The organism is Salipiger sp. CCB-MM3 (assembly GCF_001687105.1).
In the GTDB taxonomy this organism is placed as follows: Bacteria; Pseudomonadota; Alphaproteobacteria; order Rhodobacterales; family Rhodobacteraceae; genus Salipiger.
On sequence record NZ_CP014595.1, the window covers coordinates 447,469 to 465,714 of the forward strand.

16 protein-coding genes and 1 tRNA gene are annotated in these 18,246 nt (G+C 66.7%); 7 read left to right on the forward strand and 10 right to left on the reverse strand.

Annotation, left to right across the window (positions count from 1 at the left end; all coding sequences use genetic code 11):
• The first annotated feature begins 237 nt into the window (after window positions 1-237).
• Window positions 238-852, forward strand: coding sequence for a nucleotidyltransferase family protein (locus AYJ57_RS02175; protein WP_066100557.1), 615 nt, complete (start codon window positions 238-240; stop codon window positions 850-852).
• A gap of 168 nt (window positions 853-1,020) precedes the next feature.
• Here AYJ57_RS02175 and AYJ57_RS02180 read toward each other — a convergent pair whose 3' ends face one another.
• The 3 genes from AYJ57_RS02180 to purC form a co-directional block, all read right to left on the reverse strand.
• On the reverse strand, window positions 1,021-3,132 hold the full coding sequence (locus AYJ57_RS02180) for an Ig-like domain-containing protein (protein WP_066100560.1): 2,112 nt from the start codon (window positions 3,130-3,132) through the stop codon (window positions 1,021-1,023).
• Window positions 3,133-3,954: 822 nt separating this feature from the next.
• Window positions 3,955-4,185: a phosphoribosylformylglycinamidine synthase subunit PurS gene (purS, locus tag AYJ57_RS02185; protein WP_066100563.1), complete on the reverse strand. Its 231-nt coding sequence runs from the start codon at window positions 4,183-4,185 to the stop codon at window positions 3,955-3,957.
• Between the two features lie 88 nt (window positions 4,186-4,273).
• Window positions 4,274-5,035, reverse strand: coding sequence for a phosphoribosylaminoimidazolesuccinocarboxamide synthase (purC, locus tag AYJ57_RS02190; protein ID WP_066100566.1), 762 nt, complete (start codon window positions 5,033-5,035; stop codon window positions 4,274-4,276).
• 164 nt (window positions 5,036-5,199) lie between these two features.
• Here purC and AYJ57_RS02195 point away from each other — a divergent pair, with 164 nt between their 5' ends.
• The gene (locus tag AYJ57_RS02195; RefSeq protein ID WP_066100569.1) at window positions 5,200-5,514 is read left to right on the forward strand and encodes a DUF1476 domain-containing protein; all 315 of its coding nucleotides are present in this window, start codon (window positions 5,200-5,202) and stop codon (window positions 5,512-5,514) included.
• A 55-nt stretch (window positions 5,515-5,569) separates the two neighbouring features.
• Here AYJ57_RS02195 and AYJ57_RS02200 read toward each other — a convergent pair whose 3' ends face one another.
• Entirely contained in the window at window positions 5,570-6,853 is a 1,284-nt protein-coding gene (locus AYJ57_RS02200; RefSeq protein WP_066100572.1) for an ATP-binding protein, read from the reverse strand.
• 53 nt (window positions 6,854-6,906) lie between these two features.
• Here AYJ57_RS02200 and AYJ57_RS02205 point away from each other — a divergent pair, with 53 nt between their 5' ends.
• The 4 genes from AYJ57_RS02205 to AYJ57_RS02220 all read left to right on the forward strand — a co-directional run bounded on the left by AYJ57_RS02205 (window position 6,907) and on the right by AYJ57_RS02220 (window position 10,152).
• Window positions 6,907-7,821 (forward strand): MBL fold metallo-hydrolase, encoded by a 915-nt coding sequence (locus tag AYJ57_RS02205; RefSeq protein WP_066100575.1) that lies wholly within the window; start codon window positions 6,907-6,909, stop codon window positions 7,819-7,821.
• 80 nt (window positions 7,822-7,901) lie between these two features.
• Window positions 7,902-7,976, forward strand: a tRNA-Asn gene (locus AYJ57_RS02210).
• A 256-nt stretch (window positions 7,977-8,232) separates the two neighbouring features.
• A complete protein-coding gene (locus AYJ57_RS02215) occupies window positions 8,233-8,979 on the forward strand; it encodes a response regulator transcription factor (protein ID WP_066100578.1) in 747 nt (248 codons plus the stop codon).
• 402 nt (window positions 8,980-9,381) lie between these two features.
• Window positions 9,382-10,152 (forward strand): Crp/Fnr family transcriptional regulator, encoded by a 771-nt coding sequence (locus AYJ57_RS02220; RefSeq protein ID WP_157373911.1) that lies wholly within the window; start codon window positions 9,382-9,384, stop codon window positions 10,150-10,152.
• Between the two features lie 27 nt (window positions 10,153-10,179).
• Here the strand turns inward: AYJ57_RS02220 and AYJ57_RS02225 are convergent, their stop codons facing one another.
• On the reverse strand, window positions 10,180-11,760 hold the full coding sequence (locus AYJ57_RS02225) for a bifunctional aminoglycoside phosphotransferase/ATP-binding protein (RefSeq protein WP_066100583.1): 1,581 nt from the start codon (window positions 11,758-11,760) through the stop codon (window positions 10,180-10,182).
• Window positions 11,761-11,966: 206 nt separating this feature from the next.
• Between AYJ57_RS02225 and speB the strand changes: the two genes are divergently transcribed.
• Window positions 11,967-12,923 carry an agmatinase gene (gene speB, locus AYJ57_RS02230; protein WP_066100588.1) on the forward strand — a complete coding sequence of 319 codons (957 nt, stop codon included), beginning with the start codon at window positions 11,967-11,969 and terminating at the stop codon, window positions 12,921-12,923.
• Between the two features lie 21 nt (window positions 12,924-12,944).
• Here speB and AYJ57_RS02235 read toward each other — a convergent pair whose 3' ends face one another.
• The 5 genes from AYJ57_RS02235 to AYJ57_RS02255 are packed head-to-tail and all read right to left on the reverse strand — an operon-like array spanning window position 12,945 to window position 18,235.
• Window positions 12,945-14,228 (reverse strand): BatD family protein, encoded by a 1,284-nt coding sequence (locus AYJ57_RS02235; RefSeq protein ID WP_066100591.1) that lies wholly within the window; start codon window positions 14,226-14,228, stop codon window positions 12,945-12,947.
• Window positions 14,225-15,778, reverse strand: coding sequence for a VWA domain-containing protein (locus AYJ57_RS02240; protein ID WP_066100594.1), 1,554 nt, complete (start codon window positions 15,776-15,778; stop codon window positions 14,225-14,227). Before AYJ57_RS02240 ends, AYJ57_RS02235 begins: the two co-directional genes overlap by 4 nt.
• Window positions 15,778-16,776, reverse strand: a complete 999-nt coding sequence (locus tag AYJ57_RS02245; protein ID WP_066100597.1) for a VWA domain-containing protein — start codon at window positions 16,774-16,776, stop codon at window positions 15,778-15,780. The genes AYJ57_RS02240 and AYJ57_RS02245 overlap by 1 nt, the downstream gene beginning before the upstream one ends.
• On the reverse strand, window positions 16,773-17,258 hold the full coding sequence (locus tag AYJ57_RS02250; protein WP_066100601.1) for a DUF4381 domain-containing protein: 486 nt from the start codon (window positions 17,256-17,258) through the stop codon (window positions 16,773-16,775). Before AYJ57_RS02250 ends, AYJ57_RS02245 begins: the two co-directional genes overlap by 4 nt.
• The gene (locus tag AYJ57_RS02255) at window positions 17,258-18,235 is read right to left on the reverse strand and encodes a DUF58 domain-containing protein (protein ID WP_237220183.1); all 978 of its coding nucleotides are present in this window, start codon (window positions 18,233-18,235) and stop codon (window positions 17,258-17,260) included. Before AYJ57_RS02255 ends, AYJ57_RS02250 begins: the two co-directional genes overlap by 1 nt.
• Window positions 18,236-18,246: the final 11 nt, after the last annotated feature.

Sequence of the window (18,246 nt, forward strand, 5' to 3'; positions counted from 1 at the left end):
CTGACAGCGCTCGGCTCTGAATCCACGCCGAAAGCATCCACGTCGAACGGGCGCGTAAGCTCGGCTTACATATTGGTACGTGGCGCGATCTGCCATCGATCTGCCCAAGATCAGGCCGCGCATTCCTGCGCTGCACCGTGTCGCACGCAAGGGCCGTCTCTGCCGCGCCAGTTGCGCCGCCCGGCCCAGCTGATGAAAGTCCGCCGGATTTCCGGCCTTTGCTGTATAAGGAGCCTCATGGGAGGAATTGCCGTATTGATTCCCGCCGCTGGCACAAGCAGCCGGATGCGCGGGGCCGACAAGCTGCTGAAGCATGTCGGGGGCCGGGCGCTGTTGCGCCGACAGGCCGAAGAAGCGCTGCGCGCGGTCAACCACGTGACTGTCACACTGCCAGATCACGACCATCCGCGCGCCGCCGCCCTCGCCGGGCTGCCGGTGCAGCTTATTGCCGTGCCCGATGCGGATCAGGGCATGTCGGCCTCGCTGCGCCGCGGGGTTGGCATGCTGCCGCGGGGGATCGACGCTGTCATCGTGCTGCCCGCCGATATGCCCGACCTGCGCGCCGAGGACATCGACAAACTGGTGCGAGGCTTTCGCGCCATGCCGCATCCGGCGCTGCAACAGGGCTGCACCGAGGATGGCACACCGGGCCATCCGGTGCTGTTCCCTGCCGATTGCTTCTCGGCGATCCAGATGCTCTCGGGCGACGAAGGGGCGCGCAGCGTGCTGGCCACCAACCGGCACCGATTGCGCATGGTGCCCCTGCCCGGTCGCCGCGCGCTGACCGACCTCGACACGCCCGAGGCGTGGCAGGATTGGGAGCGCGAGCGCGCTGCCCTCGATCCCTGCTGAGCCGCGTGCCGCCTGACGGTATGTCCTAGCCGGTGCCCCGGCATCGTCCGTTTGCCCAATGCTCAAGAAAAAACCCGAGGCGCTGACGCGCCCCGGGTCCTTGTCCGCTCCGGTGCCAAAAGGTTCACTGGCCCCAGAGCGAGCTGCATATTCCGTGTGGCAAATCCCTCAGTTGGTGAGCAGCTGCGCCTCGTGCTTCTTCAGCGAGCGGCGCGCCGCGCCATAGGCCTTCAGCCCCTCTTCATGCTCAAGCTCGGGGAAGAGATCGAAGATCTCCTGCCGCTGCTCGTCGCCGATGCCCTTGAGCGTGTAGTCGCCGGGCTGGAAGCTTTCGGTCCAGGCGCCGTTCGACAGCACCACCTCGTGCTGGTCGAACATGAAGTGGATATAGGCCACGCCCATGGTCTCCACCTCGTCCACACCCTCGAGCCCGGTCAGATGCTTGGCGGCGGCGAGCACCTCACGCTCTTCGAAGTAGAGCGCGGTGCGGTCGTTGGCGACCAGCACACGGTGGTTCGGCGAGACCAGCAGGTCATGCTCGGGAAGGTTCTTGCCGAGCGCGCCCTTCTGGATCAGCACCGGGCGCAGATGCGGCTGGCGCGCCAGTTCGAAGCCGGTGAGTTCCTTGCGGCCAACCCAGCGGATTTCCTGAATGCCGTTGTCGCGGGTGATCACCCGGTCGCCGACCTGCAGGTCCTCGACCAGACGCTCGCCCTGCGGCGTGGCGATCAGCGTGCCGGGGGTGAAGCAGGGCATCACCTCAACGGTCACATAGGCGGTGTCGGTGCCGCCGTTGCCATCGTCCACCTCGTAGCTGAAGGCGTCATAGCCGGTGTAGCCCTCGTCGGCGGTGTAAGAGACGGTGCCATCTTCGTTCAGCGTCGCGGTGCCGTTGCTGGCCTCGCCCAGAGCCGAGATGGTCAGCGCGTCGCCATCGGCGTCCGTGTCGTTCTCGGTGGGATCGAAGGTGACCGTGGCGGCCGCCGTGGCGCTGTAGAGGTCGTTGTTGGCCACCGGCGGGGTGTTGCCGCCCGCTTCCGGATTGGTCTCGATGCCGGTGTTGACGGTGATCGTGCCGGTATCGCTGCCGCCATTGCCGTCGTCGACGGTGTAGCTGAAGCTGTCGGTGCCGCTGTAGTCATCATTCGGCGTGTAGGTGACGGTGCCATCTTCGTTGAGCGTGACGGTGCCGTTCTCGGCCTCGCCCACCTCGGTGACGGTCAAATCGTCGCCATCCACATCGGTGTCATTCTCGGTGGGATCGAGGGTGACCGGCGTCTCGTAACCGGTGTTGACGGTATCATCCTCGGCCACCGGATCGTCGTTCACCGGGTAGACGGTGACGGCCACATTGCCCGTCGCGCTGTTTCCGGCGGGATCTTCGATGGTGTAGGTGATCTCGGCGTCGCCGTTGTAATCGGCGTCCGGGGTGAAGGTCAGCGTGCCGTCGCCGTTGATCACAACCGAGCCATTGGTGGCGGTCGCCGAAGTCACGGTGAGATCGTCGCCATCGGGATCGCTGTCGTTGGAGAGCACGTCGATGGTGACGGCCACGTCTTCGTCGGTTTCGGCTGCGTCATCCTCGGCCACGGGCACACCGTCGCCGTCGACATCGCAGGTCGAGAAGGACATGTCAGAGATCAGCACGCCTTGGGTCGAGTCGCCGCCGTTCTCGTAGATCACTTCGATACGCGACACCGGGCCTGCGATGTTCACCATCAGCGTGCCGTCCTGGTCGGCGAAATCGGTCACCTCTTCGCCGGTGGCGGTGCTGCCGTCGACGCTGGTGCCGCTGCCGAGCGTGGTCAGCTCGACCTCGACGGCATTGCCTTCGGCGTCATAGGCGAGGATCGTCACATTGTCCTGAAAGCTGGTGCCATCCGGGGTTGCGGTGTCGTCGCCGACAAGATCGCCCAGGTCCGACCCCGCGCCGCCATCCACGTCGTTGAGGATGAACGAGAGGTTCTGCACTTCGTCGGTGTAAAGCTCATCGGAGGAGCTGAAATCGAACACGGTGGTCGAGGTCGAGGAGACCGTGCCGCCGTCGCCGCCTTCGCCGAACAGCTTGAGGTGCGAGGTGGCGCTGGTGGTCGAGCCTTCGGGCACATAGCCGTCGTAGGTCGCCGTGAAGGCCTGCGCACCGAGGTCCTGCGCGGTGAAGGAAATCTCAACGTTTACACCGCCAGTATCGACGGTGGTGGAGCTGCCCCCGGATGCGGTGTCGCCAAGCGTGGTTCCATAATCCCCAAGCGCGGCCCAGTTCAAAAACAAATCAGCCATCGTTACGACCCTTTCAACTACAGAACGGGGCAGGCCCCGCGCCGCGAAGGCGGCAGCGACGCTCGCGCGCCGCAAACTCCGATCCGTCGTCTGGTCGTGATGCTGTGCCGGGCGGTGCAGTCCTGCGCGGCAGAAGCGCAGGGCGAAAGCTTTCCTAGAGGTGCCAAGGCGGTCCCGCGGCACCTTCCGTCACATCCTCACGGATGACTCTGAGATCGGTGGCCGCCCCCCGGCCTATCCTCGTCGCCCCCCAGTCGGGCTTGCGATTTATTTAGAGCTACTGGGACGGCGAACAAAGGCAAAAGTGGCGCTGGGGTGGCAAAATGCGACCATAGCGGGACATGATCGCGCAATTATGGGCGTCTTAGTCGAAAATGTGGCGGCATATTGTTTCCAATTTCCAGCAGAGGACGCGGTATTTAAGTTATATATTTCTGATACTTACCATGAAGGCGAGCCCACCGCCCTGCATTTCGGCGACATTCCTGACCGCAGCCCGGAAACAATAGCGCCACGCCGCCGTTGCAACCCTGCGCGCCATCACAGCGCCCGATTTCCCGGACCGCTGTTCCTCAAGTGGAACCAATGTCAGCTTTTTCAATTAATTGACCAAAATTGCCCGCAGTTGCGCGCCAAATCCCCGAATCGCGATCGCCAATTAAGACGCAAACTTGGCGAAGATGCTCTGCCCGGACCGCGGCCACTTTCGCCACATTCCCGCCACCTACCGCCAGCGGCACCGCCCTGCCCCTGCCCGTCGCGCATAAAAAAGCCCCCGGCGCGCGCGCCGAGGGCCCTATCTTGCGTCCGCGAGAGCGCGGTTCAGATCATCTCGATCGTGTAGCTTTCGATCACGGTGTTGGCGAGCAGCTTCTCGCACATCTCTTTCACCGTGTCTTCGCCGGTGCCATCGGCGAGATCGAGCTCGATCACCTTGCCCTGACGCACGCCGTCCACACCGTCGAAGCCGAGCCCGCCAAGCGCGTGGCGCACCGCCTCGCCCTGCGGGTCGAGCACGCCCTCTTTCAGCATCACATGCACACGTGCCTTCATGGCAATATCTCCGTTCGTCGCGAAAGGCCCGCGCCTTTCATTGTTCTTCAAATACGCAAAGCGCAACGCCGCCACGGGCGGTACGCTTTCAGTTGATCAGCTTGGGCTTGGCCGCATGGGTCGCCTGCTTGGGCATCACGCCCAGACGCCGCGCCACTTCGGCATAAGCGTCGGTGAGCGAGCCGAGGTCACGGCGGAACACGTCCTTGTCGAGCTTCTGACCGCTCTCGATGTCCCACAGGCGCATCGAGTCGGGCGAGATCTCATCGGCGAGGATCAGGCGCTGATAGTCGCCCTCATAGACCCGACCGATCTCGATCTTGAAGTCCACCAGACGGATGCCGACGCCATACATCAGACCCGACAGGTAGTCGTTCACCCGCAGCGCGAGGCTCAGGATATCATCCATGTCCTGCTGGCTGGCCCAGCCGAAGGCGGCGATATGCTCTTCGGTGACCAGCGGATCGCCCAGCTTGTCGTCCTTGTAGCAATATTCGACGATCGGGCGCGGCAGCGCGGTGCCCTCTTCGATGCCAAGGCGCTTGGACATCGAGCCGGCGGCGTAGTTGCGCACGATCACCTCAAGCGGCACGATCTCGCAGGCGCGGACCAGTTGCTCACGCATGTTCAGCCGCTTCAGGAAGTGCGTCGGCACGCCGATGCCGTTCAGACCGGTCATGAAGAACTCTGACAGGCGGTTGTTGAGCACGCCCTTGCCTTCGATCACGTCTTTCTTCTGCGCGTTGAAGGCGGTGGCATCATCCTTGAAGTACTGCACGATGGTGCCCGGTTCGGGGCCTTCGTAGAGGATCTTCGCCTTGCCTTCGTAAATCTTCTTGCGCCGTGCCATGGGAATCCTTTCGCCCGGGGCCGCGTATCGGCCGCTGCGTATCTTGCCGCTCTCATAAATCAAGGCTGCCCCTGCCGCAAGCGCGCTGCTTTGACTTGAGCCAGCGCAAAGCACGTTACAAACTGAATGCATTAAATAGAGGTCATGTAACGGAGGGGATTCCCATGACCACGTTTGACGACCGCGAACAGGCCTATGAAAACAAGTTCGCCCATGATGCTCATCTGAACTTCCGCGCCGAGGTCCGCTGCAACAAGATGCTCGGTCTCTGGGCCGCCGAACAGCTGGGCAAGACCGGCAATGAGGCCGAAGCCTATGCCAGCGGCATCATCAAGGCCGACCTCGACGAGGCCAGCCATGACGAGGTGATCGCCAGCATCGCCAGCGACCTCGACGGCAAGGCCAGCGTCGCCGAAGTGACCGCCAAACGTGCCGAGTTTCTGGCCATCGCCCGCAAGGAAGTGCTCGAGGAAAGCTGACCGCTTCCTTTGGCGCGCCGCATCCCCGCCCCGCAGCGGCCGGTCCGGCGCGCCGTCAGCGCGCGATCACAATATCGGCGCGCAGCCCGCCAAGCGCCTCGCTTTCACCAAGCCGCAGCACTCCGCCGTGCGCGCGCGCAATGTCCGCCGCGATGGCGAGCCCCAGACCGACGCCCGTGCCCTTGTCCTGATTGCGCGCCGGATCGAGCCGCGAGAAGGGTTTCATCGCCTCTTCGCGCCGCTCCGGCGGAATGCCCGGGCCATCGTCCTCGACCCGCAGGCGCAGCGAGCGCTCGGTCAGCGTTACCGACACTTCGCAGTGGCTGCCATAGCGCACCGCATTGCCCACGAGGTTCTCGAGCGCCCGGCGCAGCGCCACGGGCCGCACGTTCACCTCGCCGCTGCCCTCGACCCGCCCCATCGCGACTGGCTTGCCGCCGCGCTGCGCGTCGGCGACCACCGAAGAGGCCAGCGCAACCGGGTCCACCGGCTCTGCCTCGCCCTCCTGGGAATTGCCCCGGGCGAACTCCAGAAAAGCGTCGATCAGCTTTTGCATGTCGTCGACGTCGCGCTCCAAGGGCTCGCGGTCCTCATCGTCCAGCATCGACAGCCCCAGCCGCAGCCGGGTGATCGGCGTGCGCAGGTCGTGGCTGACCCCCGAAAGCATCATCGTGCGCTGCTCGATCTGCCGTTCGATCCGGTTGCGCATGTCCAGAAAGGCGCTGCCCGCCGCCCGCACTTCGACCGCCCCGCCCGGCTGATAGGGCACGTGACGCCCGCGCCCAAACGCCTCGGCCGCCTCGGCGAGCCGGGTGATCGGCCGCAGCTGGTTGCGCAGGTAGAAAAAGGCGATGACCGTCATCAGCACGCCAAAGAACAGCATATTGACCAGCAACTGATGCGGGTTCGACGCCGAGGCCCGTTGGCGCGAGAATTCGACGCGGTAGAGCGTTTCGTCGGCCTGCCGCAGATAAAGCTGCACATCATTGTCATTGGGCAGCATCACCCGCTCTACACCCTGCAATTGCCGCGCCAGAGTTTCGGCGACCACAATGCCGGAAAAGTCGTACCAGCGCCGTGCGTCGGCCTCAGGCAGCGCCGCGTCATCCACGATGCGCATGCTCAGCCCCAGCGGCGCCGCCGCCTCCGGCGCTTTCAAGGCATAGGCGATGTCGCGCGCCACGCCGCGGGTCATCTGCTGCGAGACCCCTTCAAAATGCCGCTGCACGAAGACAACCGACACCACCAGCTGAATGGTGAACACCGGCAGCACGAGGATCAGCGCCGCCCGTGCATAGATGCCGCGGGGCATATAGCGTTTGAGCCATTGGAAAAACATGGGATACCCCTAGCCTGAGGCGCTGCCGCGCCCCCCTGCACATGAGGCGCAAGATGATCGATCCGCAGCCAGACTTCCAGCCCCGCCCCGGCTACGCCGAACCGCTCGGCCCCGGGCTGCGCCGGATTCTGGCCCCCAACCCCTCGCCGATGACCTATCGCGGCACCAACACCTATCTGCTGGGCACGCGCGCTCTGGCGGTGATCGACCCCGGTCCCGCCGATGAGGTCCACCTACAGGCGATACTCGCCGCTCTCTCGCCCGGCCAGCGCATCAGCCATATCCTCGTCACCCACGCGCATCTCGATCACTCCCCGCTCGCCCGTCCGTTGGCCAAGGCCACCGGCGCGCCGGTGCTTGCCTTCGGCGATGCCACCGCCGGACGCAGCCCCGAGATGCAGGTGCTAGCCGAAACCGGGCTCGCTGGCGGGGGCGAAGGCGTGGATGCGGGATTCACCCCCGATGAGCGGCTGGCGGACGGCGCGCGGATCGAGGGGGACGGCTGGCAGATCGAGGCGCTGCACACGCCGGGCCATTTCGGCAATCATCTGAGCTTTGCCTGCGGCGACATCCTGTTCTCCGGCGATCTGGTCATGGGCTGGGCCAGTTCGCTGGTCTCTCCCCCCGATGGCGATCTTGGGGACTTCATGCGCTCGCTCGAAAAGCTGCGCGCGCGCGACTGGCGCTGCTTCCATCCCGGCCATGGCGCCCCGGTCGAGGCCCCGGCAGAGCGGCTGGATGCCCTCTATGCGCACCGCCGCGCCCGTGAGGCCGCGATCCTCGAAGCGCTCGCCCGCGGCCCTGCCGATGCCGCCCAACTGGCCCGCCTGATCTACCACGACACAGACCCCGCCCTGCTGCCCGCCGCGACCCGCAATGTGCTGGCCCATCTGGTCGACCTCACCCAGCGTAAGGCTGTCATTCCGCAAGGGAAACTTTCGAAATCCTCTTCGTTTTCAGTGATTTGAAAGAAAAATGCAGCCTATCGCAGAAAAATGCAAAAAACCTCTGGACGCCCGGAGTCGGCATTGCTAGATACGCCCCACGTTCCGGCGTAGCTCAGCGGTAGAGCAGTTGACTGTTAATCAATTGGTCGTAGGTTCGATCCCTACCGCCGGAGCCAACTTCCCCTAAAAGGAAGCTGGCAAAGTCAAAAAAGCGATCCTCCGGGATCGCTTTTTTTGCTTCCAGCGCAGCCTGAACAGTCGCGTCCGCGAGCGCGATGGTTCGTCGGGCATCGCCTGCGATTGCTGCGATCATTGATTGCTGCGTGATCACAAGCCACACTCATAAGCTGTAAAACACATTGGATTTTTAGAATTTACGCATTTCTCCCACTGAGTTCTGTTAATTTAAAAGTGCTATCTTGGAGACGCGTTATGGGTGCCGTGAATATTCTCGTCGTTGACGACGAGACAGCCGTGCTTGAGATTCTCCGAAAGGGGTTCGAAGCTGAAGGCTGGACGGTGCATGTGGCGCAAAGCCCTTCGGCCATGTTCGAGGCGCTCAAAACCCATTCCATCGATCTCGTCACACTGGATCTGGTGCATGGTCAGGACGATGGCCTTGAACTGGCCCGAACATTGCGGGCGAGCTGGAACATCCCGATCCTGATGATCTCGGGCCGCACCGGCGCTTACGACCGTATTCGGGGGCTGGAATCGGGGGCTGATGATTACATCGCAAAACCCTTCCACATCCGCGAGGTCGTGCTTCGGGTGCGCCGCACGCTGGAGCTATATGGCCGTGAGCTTTCGGGCCACGACAACCTGCTTTTCGATCACACGGTCTTCGACCCAGAGCGCGGCATCGTGCAGCATTTCGATGGAACGCCCGTGGACCTCACCGGTATCGAGCTGAAATTGCTGGAGCTTTTCGTGCGCCACCCGGGCCGCATCCTGAGCCGGGATGAGATCTCCCAGAGCCTGCACGGGCGCGACTGGTCGCCCGAGGATCGCACCATCGACGGCCATGTGGCCCGCCTGCGGCGCAAGCTCGGCACCTCACCCGATGTGGTCAATCTGATCCGATCGGTGCGCGGCGTCGGCTATGTCTTCACCGGCGATGTGCAGGTCGCACGCAGCGCAGCAGCCACGACCCTGCGTGCGCGCAACCGCCTTCAATGACCCAGTTTAACGCGCCGCGTGCCCTCTTGCCGCGTTGACTGCCGTCAATGATCTGCCCTGCGGATGCGTGCATAGTTGAGGTGTTCGCGGCTCAGGCGTCCCCAAGCTCTTCCGGTTCGCATGCCGGATACCGCGAACGTCGCCGCCGACCCGGCTTTCTCCGTTCCGAGCCATGGTCGGCGGCGCCCCTGCCCGGGCAGCGCCCGCTCGGTACCGCTTCTGTCGGGTAGATTACACAAATCTGCAAAAATCTCTTCATGACATCATATTCGATTCTCGGAAACCATAGAGACGCAAGTGGTACGCAAAGGGGGGGAACCTGTGCAGACACGCGTTTTGGAACGGGAGTTTACCGCGTCTCGCTGTCGAAATTGCGCGGCGCGGGAGGGAGGGTTCTGCAGTTTGCTGGACCCGGATTCAGTTAATGCATTTTCAGCACATAGCGCGCGGACGCTCTATCCGCAGGACACCGAACTTGTGGCGCAGGGCGATAGCTGCGACCGGGTCGGCGTCATCGCCAGCGGGCTGATCAAGCTGCAAACCCTCACCGAAAGTGGCGAAGAACATCTTCTGCAGGTGCTGCGAAGTGGTCAGCTCGTCAGCGTCGCAAGGAATGCGCCCAGCCGGTTTTCGTGGCAGACGGCGACGGCGTCAGAGATCTGCTGGATGCCGCAGAAGGCGTGGGAGAGCTTCTTGACGGAGCGCCCGCAGCACTTCCAGTCGTACATGAAGACGACGCTCTACCAGCTTGAACAGATGCAGTTATTTCTGATCAACATGCGCGGCAGAAACACCCTGCAACGGGTGGCGCTCTGGCTGGTGGAGGAATTGCTGAACGGTGCCGAGATCGAGGCCGCGCTGCACGTCCAGCTTTCGCGGCGCGATCTTGCCTCCTTGCTCGACATGACGGTCGAGACGCTCTGCCGCTCGTTGCGACAGTTGCAGGACGGCGGCGCCATTCGCCTGCCAAAGCCGGACCGGGTGGAGATCGCCGATTTCACCACGCTGCAGCAGATGGCGGGCTGCAGCGAGAGCGGCGCGGGCGACATTCACGCCCTGCCGCCCAGAGGGCGCAGTCAAAGCCGCGGCGCGGACGGCTGGCGCAATGCCGAGGCGGACAATGACGCACGGCGGCCCGCCTCGCGCGGCAAGCCGCCTCGGCGAAGCAAGTGACACGGCAGGCAAGTCCGGTGTGAGGGGTCACCCATCAGCGCCGGGCTTGCCGGACAGTCTCTTGCCGAGCACCCGGCGCGCGCCCGCAAGGGTCTCGGCAGGCGTGGCCGAGGCGTCGAGACGGTGCCAAACGCTTGCTCCGGCCACCCCTTCGTCCAGATCACCGGCGCCGCGCGCGATCTGCGCCCGCAGCACGGAAACATCCGCGTCGGAGGCATCGCCATGGCGGGCGGCGACCCGTGCCTCCAGCACCGGCACCGGAGCCTCCAGCCAGAGCCCGTGGAACCCGGCCCCTGCCTCTTGGGCGACTGCCCCGGCGGCTCTGCGCAGTGCCGGGTCGGTGAAGGTCGCATCCAGAACCACCGATTGCCCTGCCGCCAGCAGCACCGCGGCCCGCTCCAACATGCGTTCATAGACCGCCTCGCGCCGGCCCAAGGCGTAGTTTTCAGCACCCAGCCGCCCTGCGCTCCGCCCCTGTTTGCGCTCGAGATCCGAGGACAGCAGCACCGCGCCGGGCAAGGCCCCTAGACCGGGCGCAAGTGCGCGGGCCAGAACGCTTTTGCCGCTGCCAGAAAAGCCGCCCACCGCGAGCAGAACGGCGGCTGGCGGGTGCAGCGCCCGCACCGCAAGCGAGAGATAAGACGACACCTCGGCCGCACTCGCGCCAATGCGCCGCCGCGCCGCGTCGGTCTGCAATAGCACCATGGCGCGGATCGCCGCCCGGACCGATAGAAACAGCGGCAAGGCCGCAAGGCCCGCATCCTCGGCGCCTCGCGCCTCGCGCAGCCATGCGTCGAGCACCCGGCAGGCCTGCCGCGGCAGCCCGCGATGGCACAGGTCCATGACCAGAAACGCCACGTCGTAGAGCACATCGCAGGTGCCCAAGGTCTCGTCGAATTCCAAGGCGTCGAACAGCACCGGCTGGCCGTCGATGCGCACGAGGTTGCGCAGGTGCAGATCGCCATGAGCACGGCGCACGTGGCCTGCCGCGCCGCGCGCCTCCAGCACGTCGCCCTGCTCTGCCAGCGCCGCGCGCGCCGCCGCCTGCCATTCGGGCAAAGCCTCGGTTCCCAGTGTCTCGGTTCCGGGGGCCTGCGCGAACTCGGCGAGCACCCGGTCAAGCTCGGCCAGTATCTCGGCGATGAGCCTGCGGCCAGACACGCGCCGCTCCGGCGCTGCCGCGTGGTAGCGCGCGATCGCCGCGCCGGTCTGCAGCGCCAACGCATCGTCAAAAGCGCAGCGCGCGGCGATGGCCTCAAACTCCTCCTCCGCAGGAAAGCGCCACATGCGCAGCACCCAATCCACCACCGGACCACTGCCGCCAAGCTGCAGCCCGCGCGCGCCGCGCGTCACCGGCAGAACGTCGCGGTAGATCTGCGGCGCGGCGGGCGCGTTGAGGTCCAACTCGCGCAACAGCATCTCATGGCGCAGCTCGACGGTGCTCAGGTCCATGTAGTCATAGGTGACCGCGCGCTTCAGTTTCAGCGCGGTATCGCCGCAAAGGAAGACATAGGCGCCGTGGGTCTCGACCACCTCCACCGGCTCCGTTGCTCCCGCCTCGAAGGCCGCGCCGGACGACAGGAAGGCCACTGTCTGGGTTTGCGTCATGGCTCTTCTCCGGGTTTCGCCGCCATCCTAGACGGGTTTGTGTGACGCCACATTGACCTGCCGCAAGCTTTCAGGCCCGCCCGGAGGCTGACCTCGCGCCGCGATGCGCGATGCCCGTTTCCCTCGCCCGTCAAAGCGGTTACGCCGAGACCCAAGGGCGGCCCGCCAGCCGCGCCACGCCCCGGGCCAAATGCAAGGAGACCGAGATGACCGAGCGCCAGCTCAACCAGCCGCTCAGCGGCAACGCCATGCCCCGCACCGGCGGCCCGGCGACGATGATGCGCCTGCCCGCCGCCGAGAGCGCCGAAGGGCTCGACGCCTGCTTCCTCGGCATCCCGATGGATATCGGCACCTCCAACCGACCCGGCACAAGGCTTGGCCCGCGCCAGATCCGCGACGAAAGCCGGATGATCCGCCCTTACAATATGGCCACCGGCGCCGCGCCTTTCGAGCATCTGCAGGTGGCCGACATCGGCGATGTGCCGATCAACCTCTATGATCTGAAGAAATCGGTGGAAATCATCGCCGAGCACTATCGCGGCGTGCTGGCGCATGGCGTGGTGCCGCTGACGCTGGGCGGCGATCACACGCTCACATGGCCGATCCTGCGCGCCATCAAGGAACGTCACGGCCCGGTGGCGCTGATCCATGTGGACGCCCATTCCGACACCAACGAAGAGATGTTCGGCGAGACCGCCGCGCATGGCTGCCCGTTCCGCCGGGCGTGGGAAGAGGGCTGCCTGCAGAACGACAAAGTGTTCCAGATCGGCCTGCGCGGCACCGGCTATGCCGCCGATGATTTCGACTGGGGCCGCAGGCAGGGCTGGACCTGCATTCAGGCCGAAGAGTGCTGGCACAAGTCGCTGAGCCCGCTGATGGCCGAGATCCGTGCCAAGATCGGCGATGCGCCGGTTTATCTCTCCTACGATATCGACAGTCTCGACCCGGCCTTTGCGCCCGGCACCGGTACCGTCGAGGTGGGCGGGCTGACCACAATGCAGGGGCTCGAGATCATCCGCGGCTGCGCGGGGCTGAACCTCGTGGGCTGCGATCTGGTCGAGGTCTCGCCGCCCTATGACCCTTCGGGCAACACCGCGGTGATCGCGGCGAATTTCCTCTACGAGATGCTCTGCGCCCTGCCCGGCGTGCCGCAAGGCCGCTGACGGGCGCTTGGCGCGCCGTTCTCAGGCGCGCCCGGGGTTCAGCGGCGGCAGCGCAAAGCTACGGCCCGGCACCGCGGCAGCGGCGCGCGCCTGCGACAGCGCGCGCTGCAGGCCCGCCCAGTCCTTGGCCCAGCCCTGCTCGGCGGCTCCCGAAGCGGTGCCGTAGCGCGCCGCGCCAAGCAGCAGCAGCGCGGCCTCGACCTCGGGCGCGCGGCGCGGATCGGAACCGGCGACCCGGCCCGCCCAGAGATCGAGCGCCGGGCGCAGGGCCTGATGGTCGCGGCGCGCAATCACCCGCTGCAGCCCGCGCCATGCGTAGACCTCCGAGGCAAGCCGCCGCGCCTGCCGGTCCTGCCGCCGCGCGCGCAACACCGGCAGAAGCCACCGCAGCACCGCAAATAGGGCCAGCGCGCCCAGCAGCACCAAGCCCGCAAGCAGCGCCAGCAGCCGCCAGTCGCGCGGCGCATCGCGTTCGGGCGGCGGGCCATCCACCTCCAGCGTTAGCGCTTCGGCGGTGGCGGTCTTTACCGCACCATCGTCGATATCATACCACTCCAGCCGCACCTCGGGCAGCGCGCCACCGCCGCCTGCTTCGGCCACATAGGTGATGCTCTCGGTGCGGCTGCCACTGACAAGGCCGCGCTCTTCGGTTTCGGACAGCTGCGGCGCATCGGGATAGGCCGCCAGCCCCGGCAGGCCCGCAGGCTCCAGCATCTGCGGCAGGAACATCGGAGAGACGCCCTGCACCTCCACCGTCAGCCGCCGCGTCAGGCTGTTGCCCGGAACCATGGCCAGCTCGCCCTCGATCTCCTGCGTCAGCGTCAGGTCCGCGGCGGCGATGAAAGGATCAAGCCCCTCGGCCCCCTCGGGCACCTCGCCAGAAAAGGCGATGGGCGGGGTCGGCAGGCGGCTCTCGCGCGGGGCGCCGGTTTCGGGGTCCTGCCATGTGATCAGAATATCCTGCGGCGGCAGGGTGAAACTGCCCGGCACCATCGGAGAGATCGTGTAGCGCCGGCTCACGCCTGCCCATGTCTCGCCGTTCACCCGCTCCGAGGTCGGATTGGTCGCCCGTCCGGGCAGGCGCACCAGCAGGTTGGGCGCTTCGAAGCTGGGCCAGACTGGCGGCTTGGGCATGAAGGTCGGCACCAGCACCGTCAGGCGCAGGCTGAGTGGCTGGCCAGGGATCGCGGCATCCTCGGGAAAATCCACCCGCAGCTGCGGCGCGTCTGCCTCCTGCGCGGCAGCGGGCACCACCAGCGCCACGGCGAGCCACACAGTCAGAACGCGCAGCAGCCAGCGGATCATTGCTCTGCCTCCGCGTCCTCAGGCTGCACCGGGGTCTGCGGCACAGACGCCGCCTCGAGCGCAAAGCGCATCCGCAGGAAATCCCCCGTGCGCGTGTCGACCGTGTTCATCCACTCATCGGCGGTCAGCAAGGTGGCGCCGCCCTCTTCCGAGCGGGCGCGCAGCGTCTCTTCGCCCTGCCCGCTTTCATTGTCGTACACCTCTTCGTCGGCGCCCTCGCCGCGCTCCTCGCCGGTGTCCGACTGCGCCTGCGCATTTTCGACATAGGTCACGATGTGCTGCGCCGTCTCAAGGTTCTGCGCCGCGCCCGGATAGTCCGGGTCGCGCTCCAGCGCCGTCTCGAAGGCCCGCACCCCATCGCGGTAGCTGCGCGACTTGATCTGCGCCAGACCCTGAAGCGAGGCCGCCTGCGCCGTCTCCACCCGGTTCAGCACCTCGATCGCCTCGGCATATTGCCCGTCCTTATAGAGCGCGATTCCGCGCCAGAGCGGATCGACAAAAAGCTCGGCGGCGCGCTCGAAATGCTTGTTCTCGAAGGCCAGCCGCCCCTGCTGATCCGGAGTGAGGAACCAATCGGCGATGCCCTCGGCCCGCGCGCCCTGCGGCGGCACCAGCAGCGCCAGCGCCGCGACGATGCCCCAGCGCATGGTCCAGCCGCGGCGGAACCACAGCAGCAGCAGCGCCGCTGCGGGCCATGCCAGCCAATGCGCGCGGTCCTCCCAAGGCTGTTCGACGTTATCGAGTTGCGCCCGGCGGTAGGCGGCGTTGAGCAGCCCGTCGAGCCGCCGCACATCGCTGGCATCGGGGCTCACGTCCACCACCGGCACCGAAAGCGCATCCAGCCCGCGGTCGCGACTGCCCTCGGGCCGCAGCGACAGCACCGCCAGCGGCCGCGGGCTGGCGTTGAGCGCGGCCACATCCGCCGGGTCGAGGCTGTCGGTGACAAAAAGAATGCCGCCCGGCGCGTCCTCTTCGGCCAGCAGCGCCTCGGCCAGCGCCAAAGCCTCGCCCGCCACCGCGCCCTCCTTGGGCATGATCTCGGGCGAGAGCCCTTCGAGATAGGGCAGCACCACCTGCGCATCCTCTGTCATCGGCAGCACCACATGCGCGGTGCCCGCATAGGCCAGAAGCGCCGTGCGCGCCCCGGCCCGCAGCTGCAGGAAGTCGCGGATCTTCTGCTTGCCCCGCTCCAGCCGCGACGGGGCGATGTCGGTGCTCTCCATCCCCGGCGTCACGGCCAGCACCACGGCGGCGGGCGCCGATTGCGCCGCGAAAGGATCGGGCTGGCGCGACCACGTGGGCCCGGCGGCCCCCAGCAGCGCAAAGACGAGGATCGCCGCCACGCTGTCGACCGGCGTGACGCGCCGCCGATGGCTGCGCCCCACGGTCAGCGCCGCGCGCAGATGCGGCGCAATGCCCTCGGCCTGTATCTCGCGCCCGCGCCCGGCCCGGCGCACCCACCACCACACCGCCAGCACCAGCGGGATCGGCACCAGCCAGAGCGGACGCAGAAAATGGAAGGCCTCGAAGAAGAAGGCAAACTCCCCCATCACACGGCCTCCGCCCTGCCGCGCGCCCGCAAGCGTTGGCGCAGGCTCAGATAGGCCAGCGACGCGAGGCCCAGAAGCGCGGCGAGCCCCATCGGCACCCACGCCAGAGAGCGGCGCGGACGGAACGAGAGCGTTTCGGTCTCGCGCGGGGCCAGTTCGTCGATCCGCGCATAGACCGCATCCAGCGCCGCCTCATCCTCGGCAAAGAAATACGCACCGCCGGTTCGCGCCGCGATCGCCTGCAGCGTCGCCAGATCGACGCGGTTCTCGCCGGTTGTGTCCGGATCGCCGACGCCGATGGTGTAGATCTCGACACCCCGGTCCGCCGCGATCTCGGCGGCATTGATCGGGCTCATGCGGCTGGCAGTGTCCGAGCCGTCCGACAGCAGGATCAGCAGCCGCTGATCGATCTCGCTGCTCTCGAAGGTGCGGATGGCAAGGCCGATGGCGTCGCCAAGCGCGGTATGCGGCCCGGCCATGCCAACCTCGGTGCGGCCCAAAAGCTCGGTGACGGTCTGCAGATCATCGGTGAGCGGGGTCTGCAGATAGGCCGCCGAGCCAAAGACGATCAGCGCCATACGGTCGCCCTCGCGCCCGGCGACGAAGTCGCCGACAACGTCGCGAACCGCCGCGAGCCGCTGCTTGCGGCTGCCATCGGGCGCGGCGAAATCGCGCGCGTCCATCGAGCCCGAAATGTCGATCGCCAGCACCACGTCGCGGGCGGCGGTCTCGATGGTGATCGGCGCGCCGACGCGCTCGGGCCGGGCCAGAGCCAGCACCAGCAGCGCCCAGCAGAGCGCCGCCGTGATCACCGAGAGCACCGGGCGCGACAGGATCACCGCCCCGGCGCGCGGCTCGGCGCCCGCCGCCTCGGTCATGCGGCGGAAGAACGGAAAGCGCAGCGCGCTCTCTTGCTCGCGGTGCGGCGGCAGCAGCCAGCGCACCAGAAGCGGCAGCGGGAGCAGCAGCAAGATCCAGGGCTGACCGAGCGAGATCATGCGCGCGCCTCCCGAGCCGGTGTGACGCGATGCGCGCGCAGCCAATGCGCGGCGGCGGCGCGCAGTTCGGGCGACGGCGGTGCCGCCTCATCGCGGTACGGCGCGCGGCGCAACTCGGCCCCGGCGGCCTGCGGGAAGGCGCGCCTGCCGGTGCGGTCAAGAAAGGCGATCCACGCGGTGCCGGTCAGCGAGGCCACCTCCTCGCGCGGGAAAGCTGCCAGCGCAGCGCGACGCAGGATCACCGCCAGGTCTGCGGTCGTGCCCGCCTGCGCCAGCGCGCCCAGCGCCTCGCGGCGGTAGGCATTGGCGCGATGCACGCGCGCCCAGCGCCAGAGGCCCCACGCGGCCAGCGCAAGGACCAGCACCAGCAGTACCGCCCAGCCCCATGTCTGCGGCGTCAGCGGCACCGGCGCGGGCAGCGGCGGCTCTACGAGCTGGCCGATTAGCGACACAAGGCTTTCGGGGGCGCCGTCCTCGTTCATCACGGCCCAAGCCCCAGCAGGCGGCGCATCTGCGGCAGGGTCTCCTCGCCCGCCGAGAGCGGCAGCACCGCGACACCAAAACGCCGCTGCCAGTCGAGCACATCCGCGAGCCGCCCCTTGGACATCTCGATCAGCCCATGCCGCGCGCCGGGCGCGTCGGTGTCGATCTCGGCCTGCAACTCGCCATCGGTCACGATAAGACGCATCCCTTTGGGAAGCTCCCCGGCGCTGGGGTCGGTCACCGGCACGAGGATCAGATCATTGTGCCGCGCCAGCCCCGAGACGATGCGGTCGGTCTCGGCGTCGATCCCGTCGAAATCGCTCAGCACGACGATCAGGTGATTGCGGCTGGCAATCCGTGCCACCGCGCGCAGCACCTGCGTCAGCCCGAGCGGCGGCACATTGGGCGCCTCGGCATGGAGCAGCGCGTTGGCATCCGACAGCGCGGTGAGAAATCGGTTGAGCGCGGCGCGGCTGCGCTGCGGGCGGATCTCGGCCAAAAGCTCGTCGCCAAAGACGATGCCGCCCACCCGGTCGCCCTGATCGAGGATGCGAAAGGCGGTCATCGCGGCGGCCTCGGCGGCGGTGACGGATTTCATCGACCGTTTCGTGCCAAAGAACATCGACATGCGCTGATCGACGACCAGCAGCGCTGGGCGGTCGCGCTCTTCGGTCATCACCCGCACATGCGGCGTGCCGGTGCGCGCGGTGACCTTCCAGTCGATCGCGCGGATGTCATCGCCCGGCAGGTAGTCGCGCAGCTCCTCGAAGTTGAGCCCGCGCCCGCGCAGCCGCGAGGCATGGCGTCCGTTGAGCACCGATTGCGCGGGCTGGCGCGGCAAAAAGCTGAGCCCGCGCGCCGGGCCTTCGAGGCTGCGCAGATAGGCCAGATCGGTGTGAATGCGCGGATCGCCCGAGACCTGCGGCGCTTTTGGCAGGGTGCCGGTGCGGATACGGGCGGCGCGGTCTTTCATCATCCCTCCCTTCG

Excerpts from the sequence above, each read along its gene's own strand:
- AYJ57_RS02175 (WP_066100557.1), top strand. The coding sequence starts at position 238 with ATGGGAGGAATTGCCGTATTGATTCCCGCCGCTGGCACAAGCAGCCGG.
- AYJ57_RS02180 (WP_066100560.1), bottom strand. The coding sequence starts at position 3,132 with ATGGCTGATTTGTTTTTGAACTGGGCCGCGCTTGGGGATTATGGAACC.
- purS (WP_066100563.1), bottom strand. The coding sequence starts at position 4,185 with ATGAAGGCACGTGTGCATGTGATGCTGAAAGAGGGCGTGCTCGACCCG.
- purC (WP_066100566.1), bottom strand. The coding sequence starts at position 5,035 with ATGGCACGGCGCAAGAAGATTTACGAAGGCAAGGCGAAGATCCTCTAC.
- AYJ57_RS02195 (WP_066100569.1), top strand. The coding sequence starts at position 5,200 with ATGACCACGTTTGACGACCGCGAACAGGCCTATGAAAACAAGTTCGCC.
- AYJ57_RS02200 (WP_066100572.1), bottom strand. The coding sequence starts at position 6,853 with ATGTTTTTCCAATGGCTCAAACGCTATATGCCCCGCGGCATCTATGCA.
- AYJ57_RS02205 (WP_066100575.1), top strand. The coding sequence starts at position 6,907 with ATGATCGATCCGCAGCCAGACTTCCAGCCCCGCCCCGGCTACGCCGAA.
- AYJ57_RS02215 (WP_066100578.1), top strand. The coding sequence starts at position 8,233 with ATGGGTGCCGTGAATATTCTCGTCGTTGACGACGAGACAGCCGTGCTT.
- AYJ57_RS02225 (WP_066100583.1), bottom strand. The coding sequence starts at position 11,760 with ATGACGCAAACCCAGACAGTGGCCTTCCTGTCGTCCGGCGCGGCCTTC.
- speB (WP_066100588.1), top strand. The coding sequence starts at position 11,967 with ATGACCGAGCGCCAGCTCAACCAGCCGCTCAGCGGCAACGCCATGCCC.
- AYJ57_RS02235 (WP_066100591.1), bottom strand. The coding sequence starts at position 14,228 with ATGATCCGCTGGCTGCTGCGCGTTCTGACTGTGTGGCTCGCCGTGGCG.
- AYJ57_RS02240 (WP_066100594.1), bottom strand. The coding sequence starts at position 15,778 with ATGGGGGAGTTTGCCTTCTTCTTCGAGGCCTTCCATTTTCTGCGTCCG.
- AYJ57_RS02245 (WP_066100597.1), bottom strand. The coding sequence starts at position 16,776 with ATGATCTCGCTCGGTCAGCCCTGGATCTTGCTGCTGCTCCCGCTGCCG.
- AYJ57_RS02250 (WP_066100601.1), bottom strand. The coding sequence starts at position 17,258 with ATGAACGAGGACGGCGCCCCCGAAAGCCTTGTGTCGCTAATCGGCCAG.
- AYJ57_RS02255 (WP_237220183.1), bottom strand. The coding sequence starts at position 18,235 with ATGATGAAAGACCGCGCCGCCCGTATCCGCACCGGCACCCTGCCAAAA.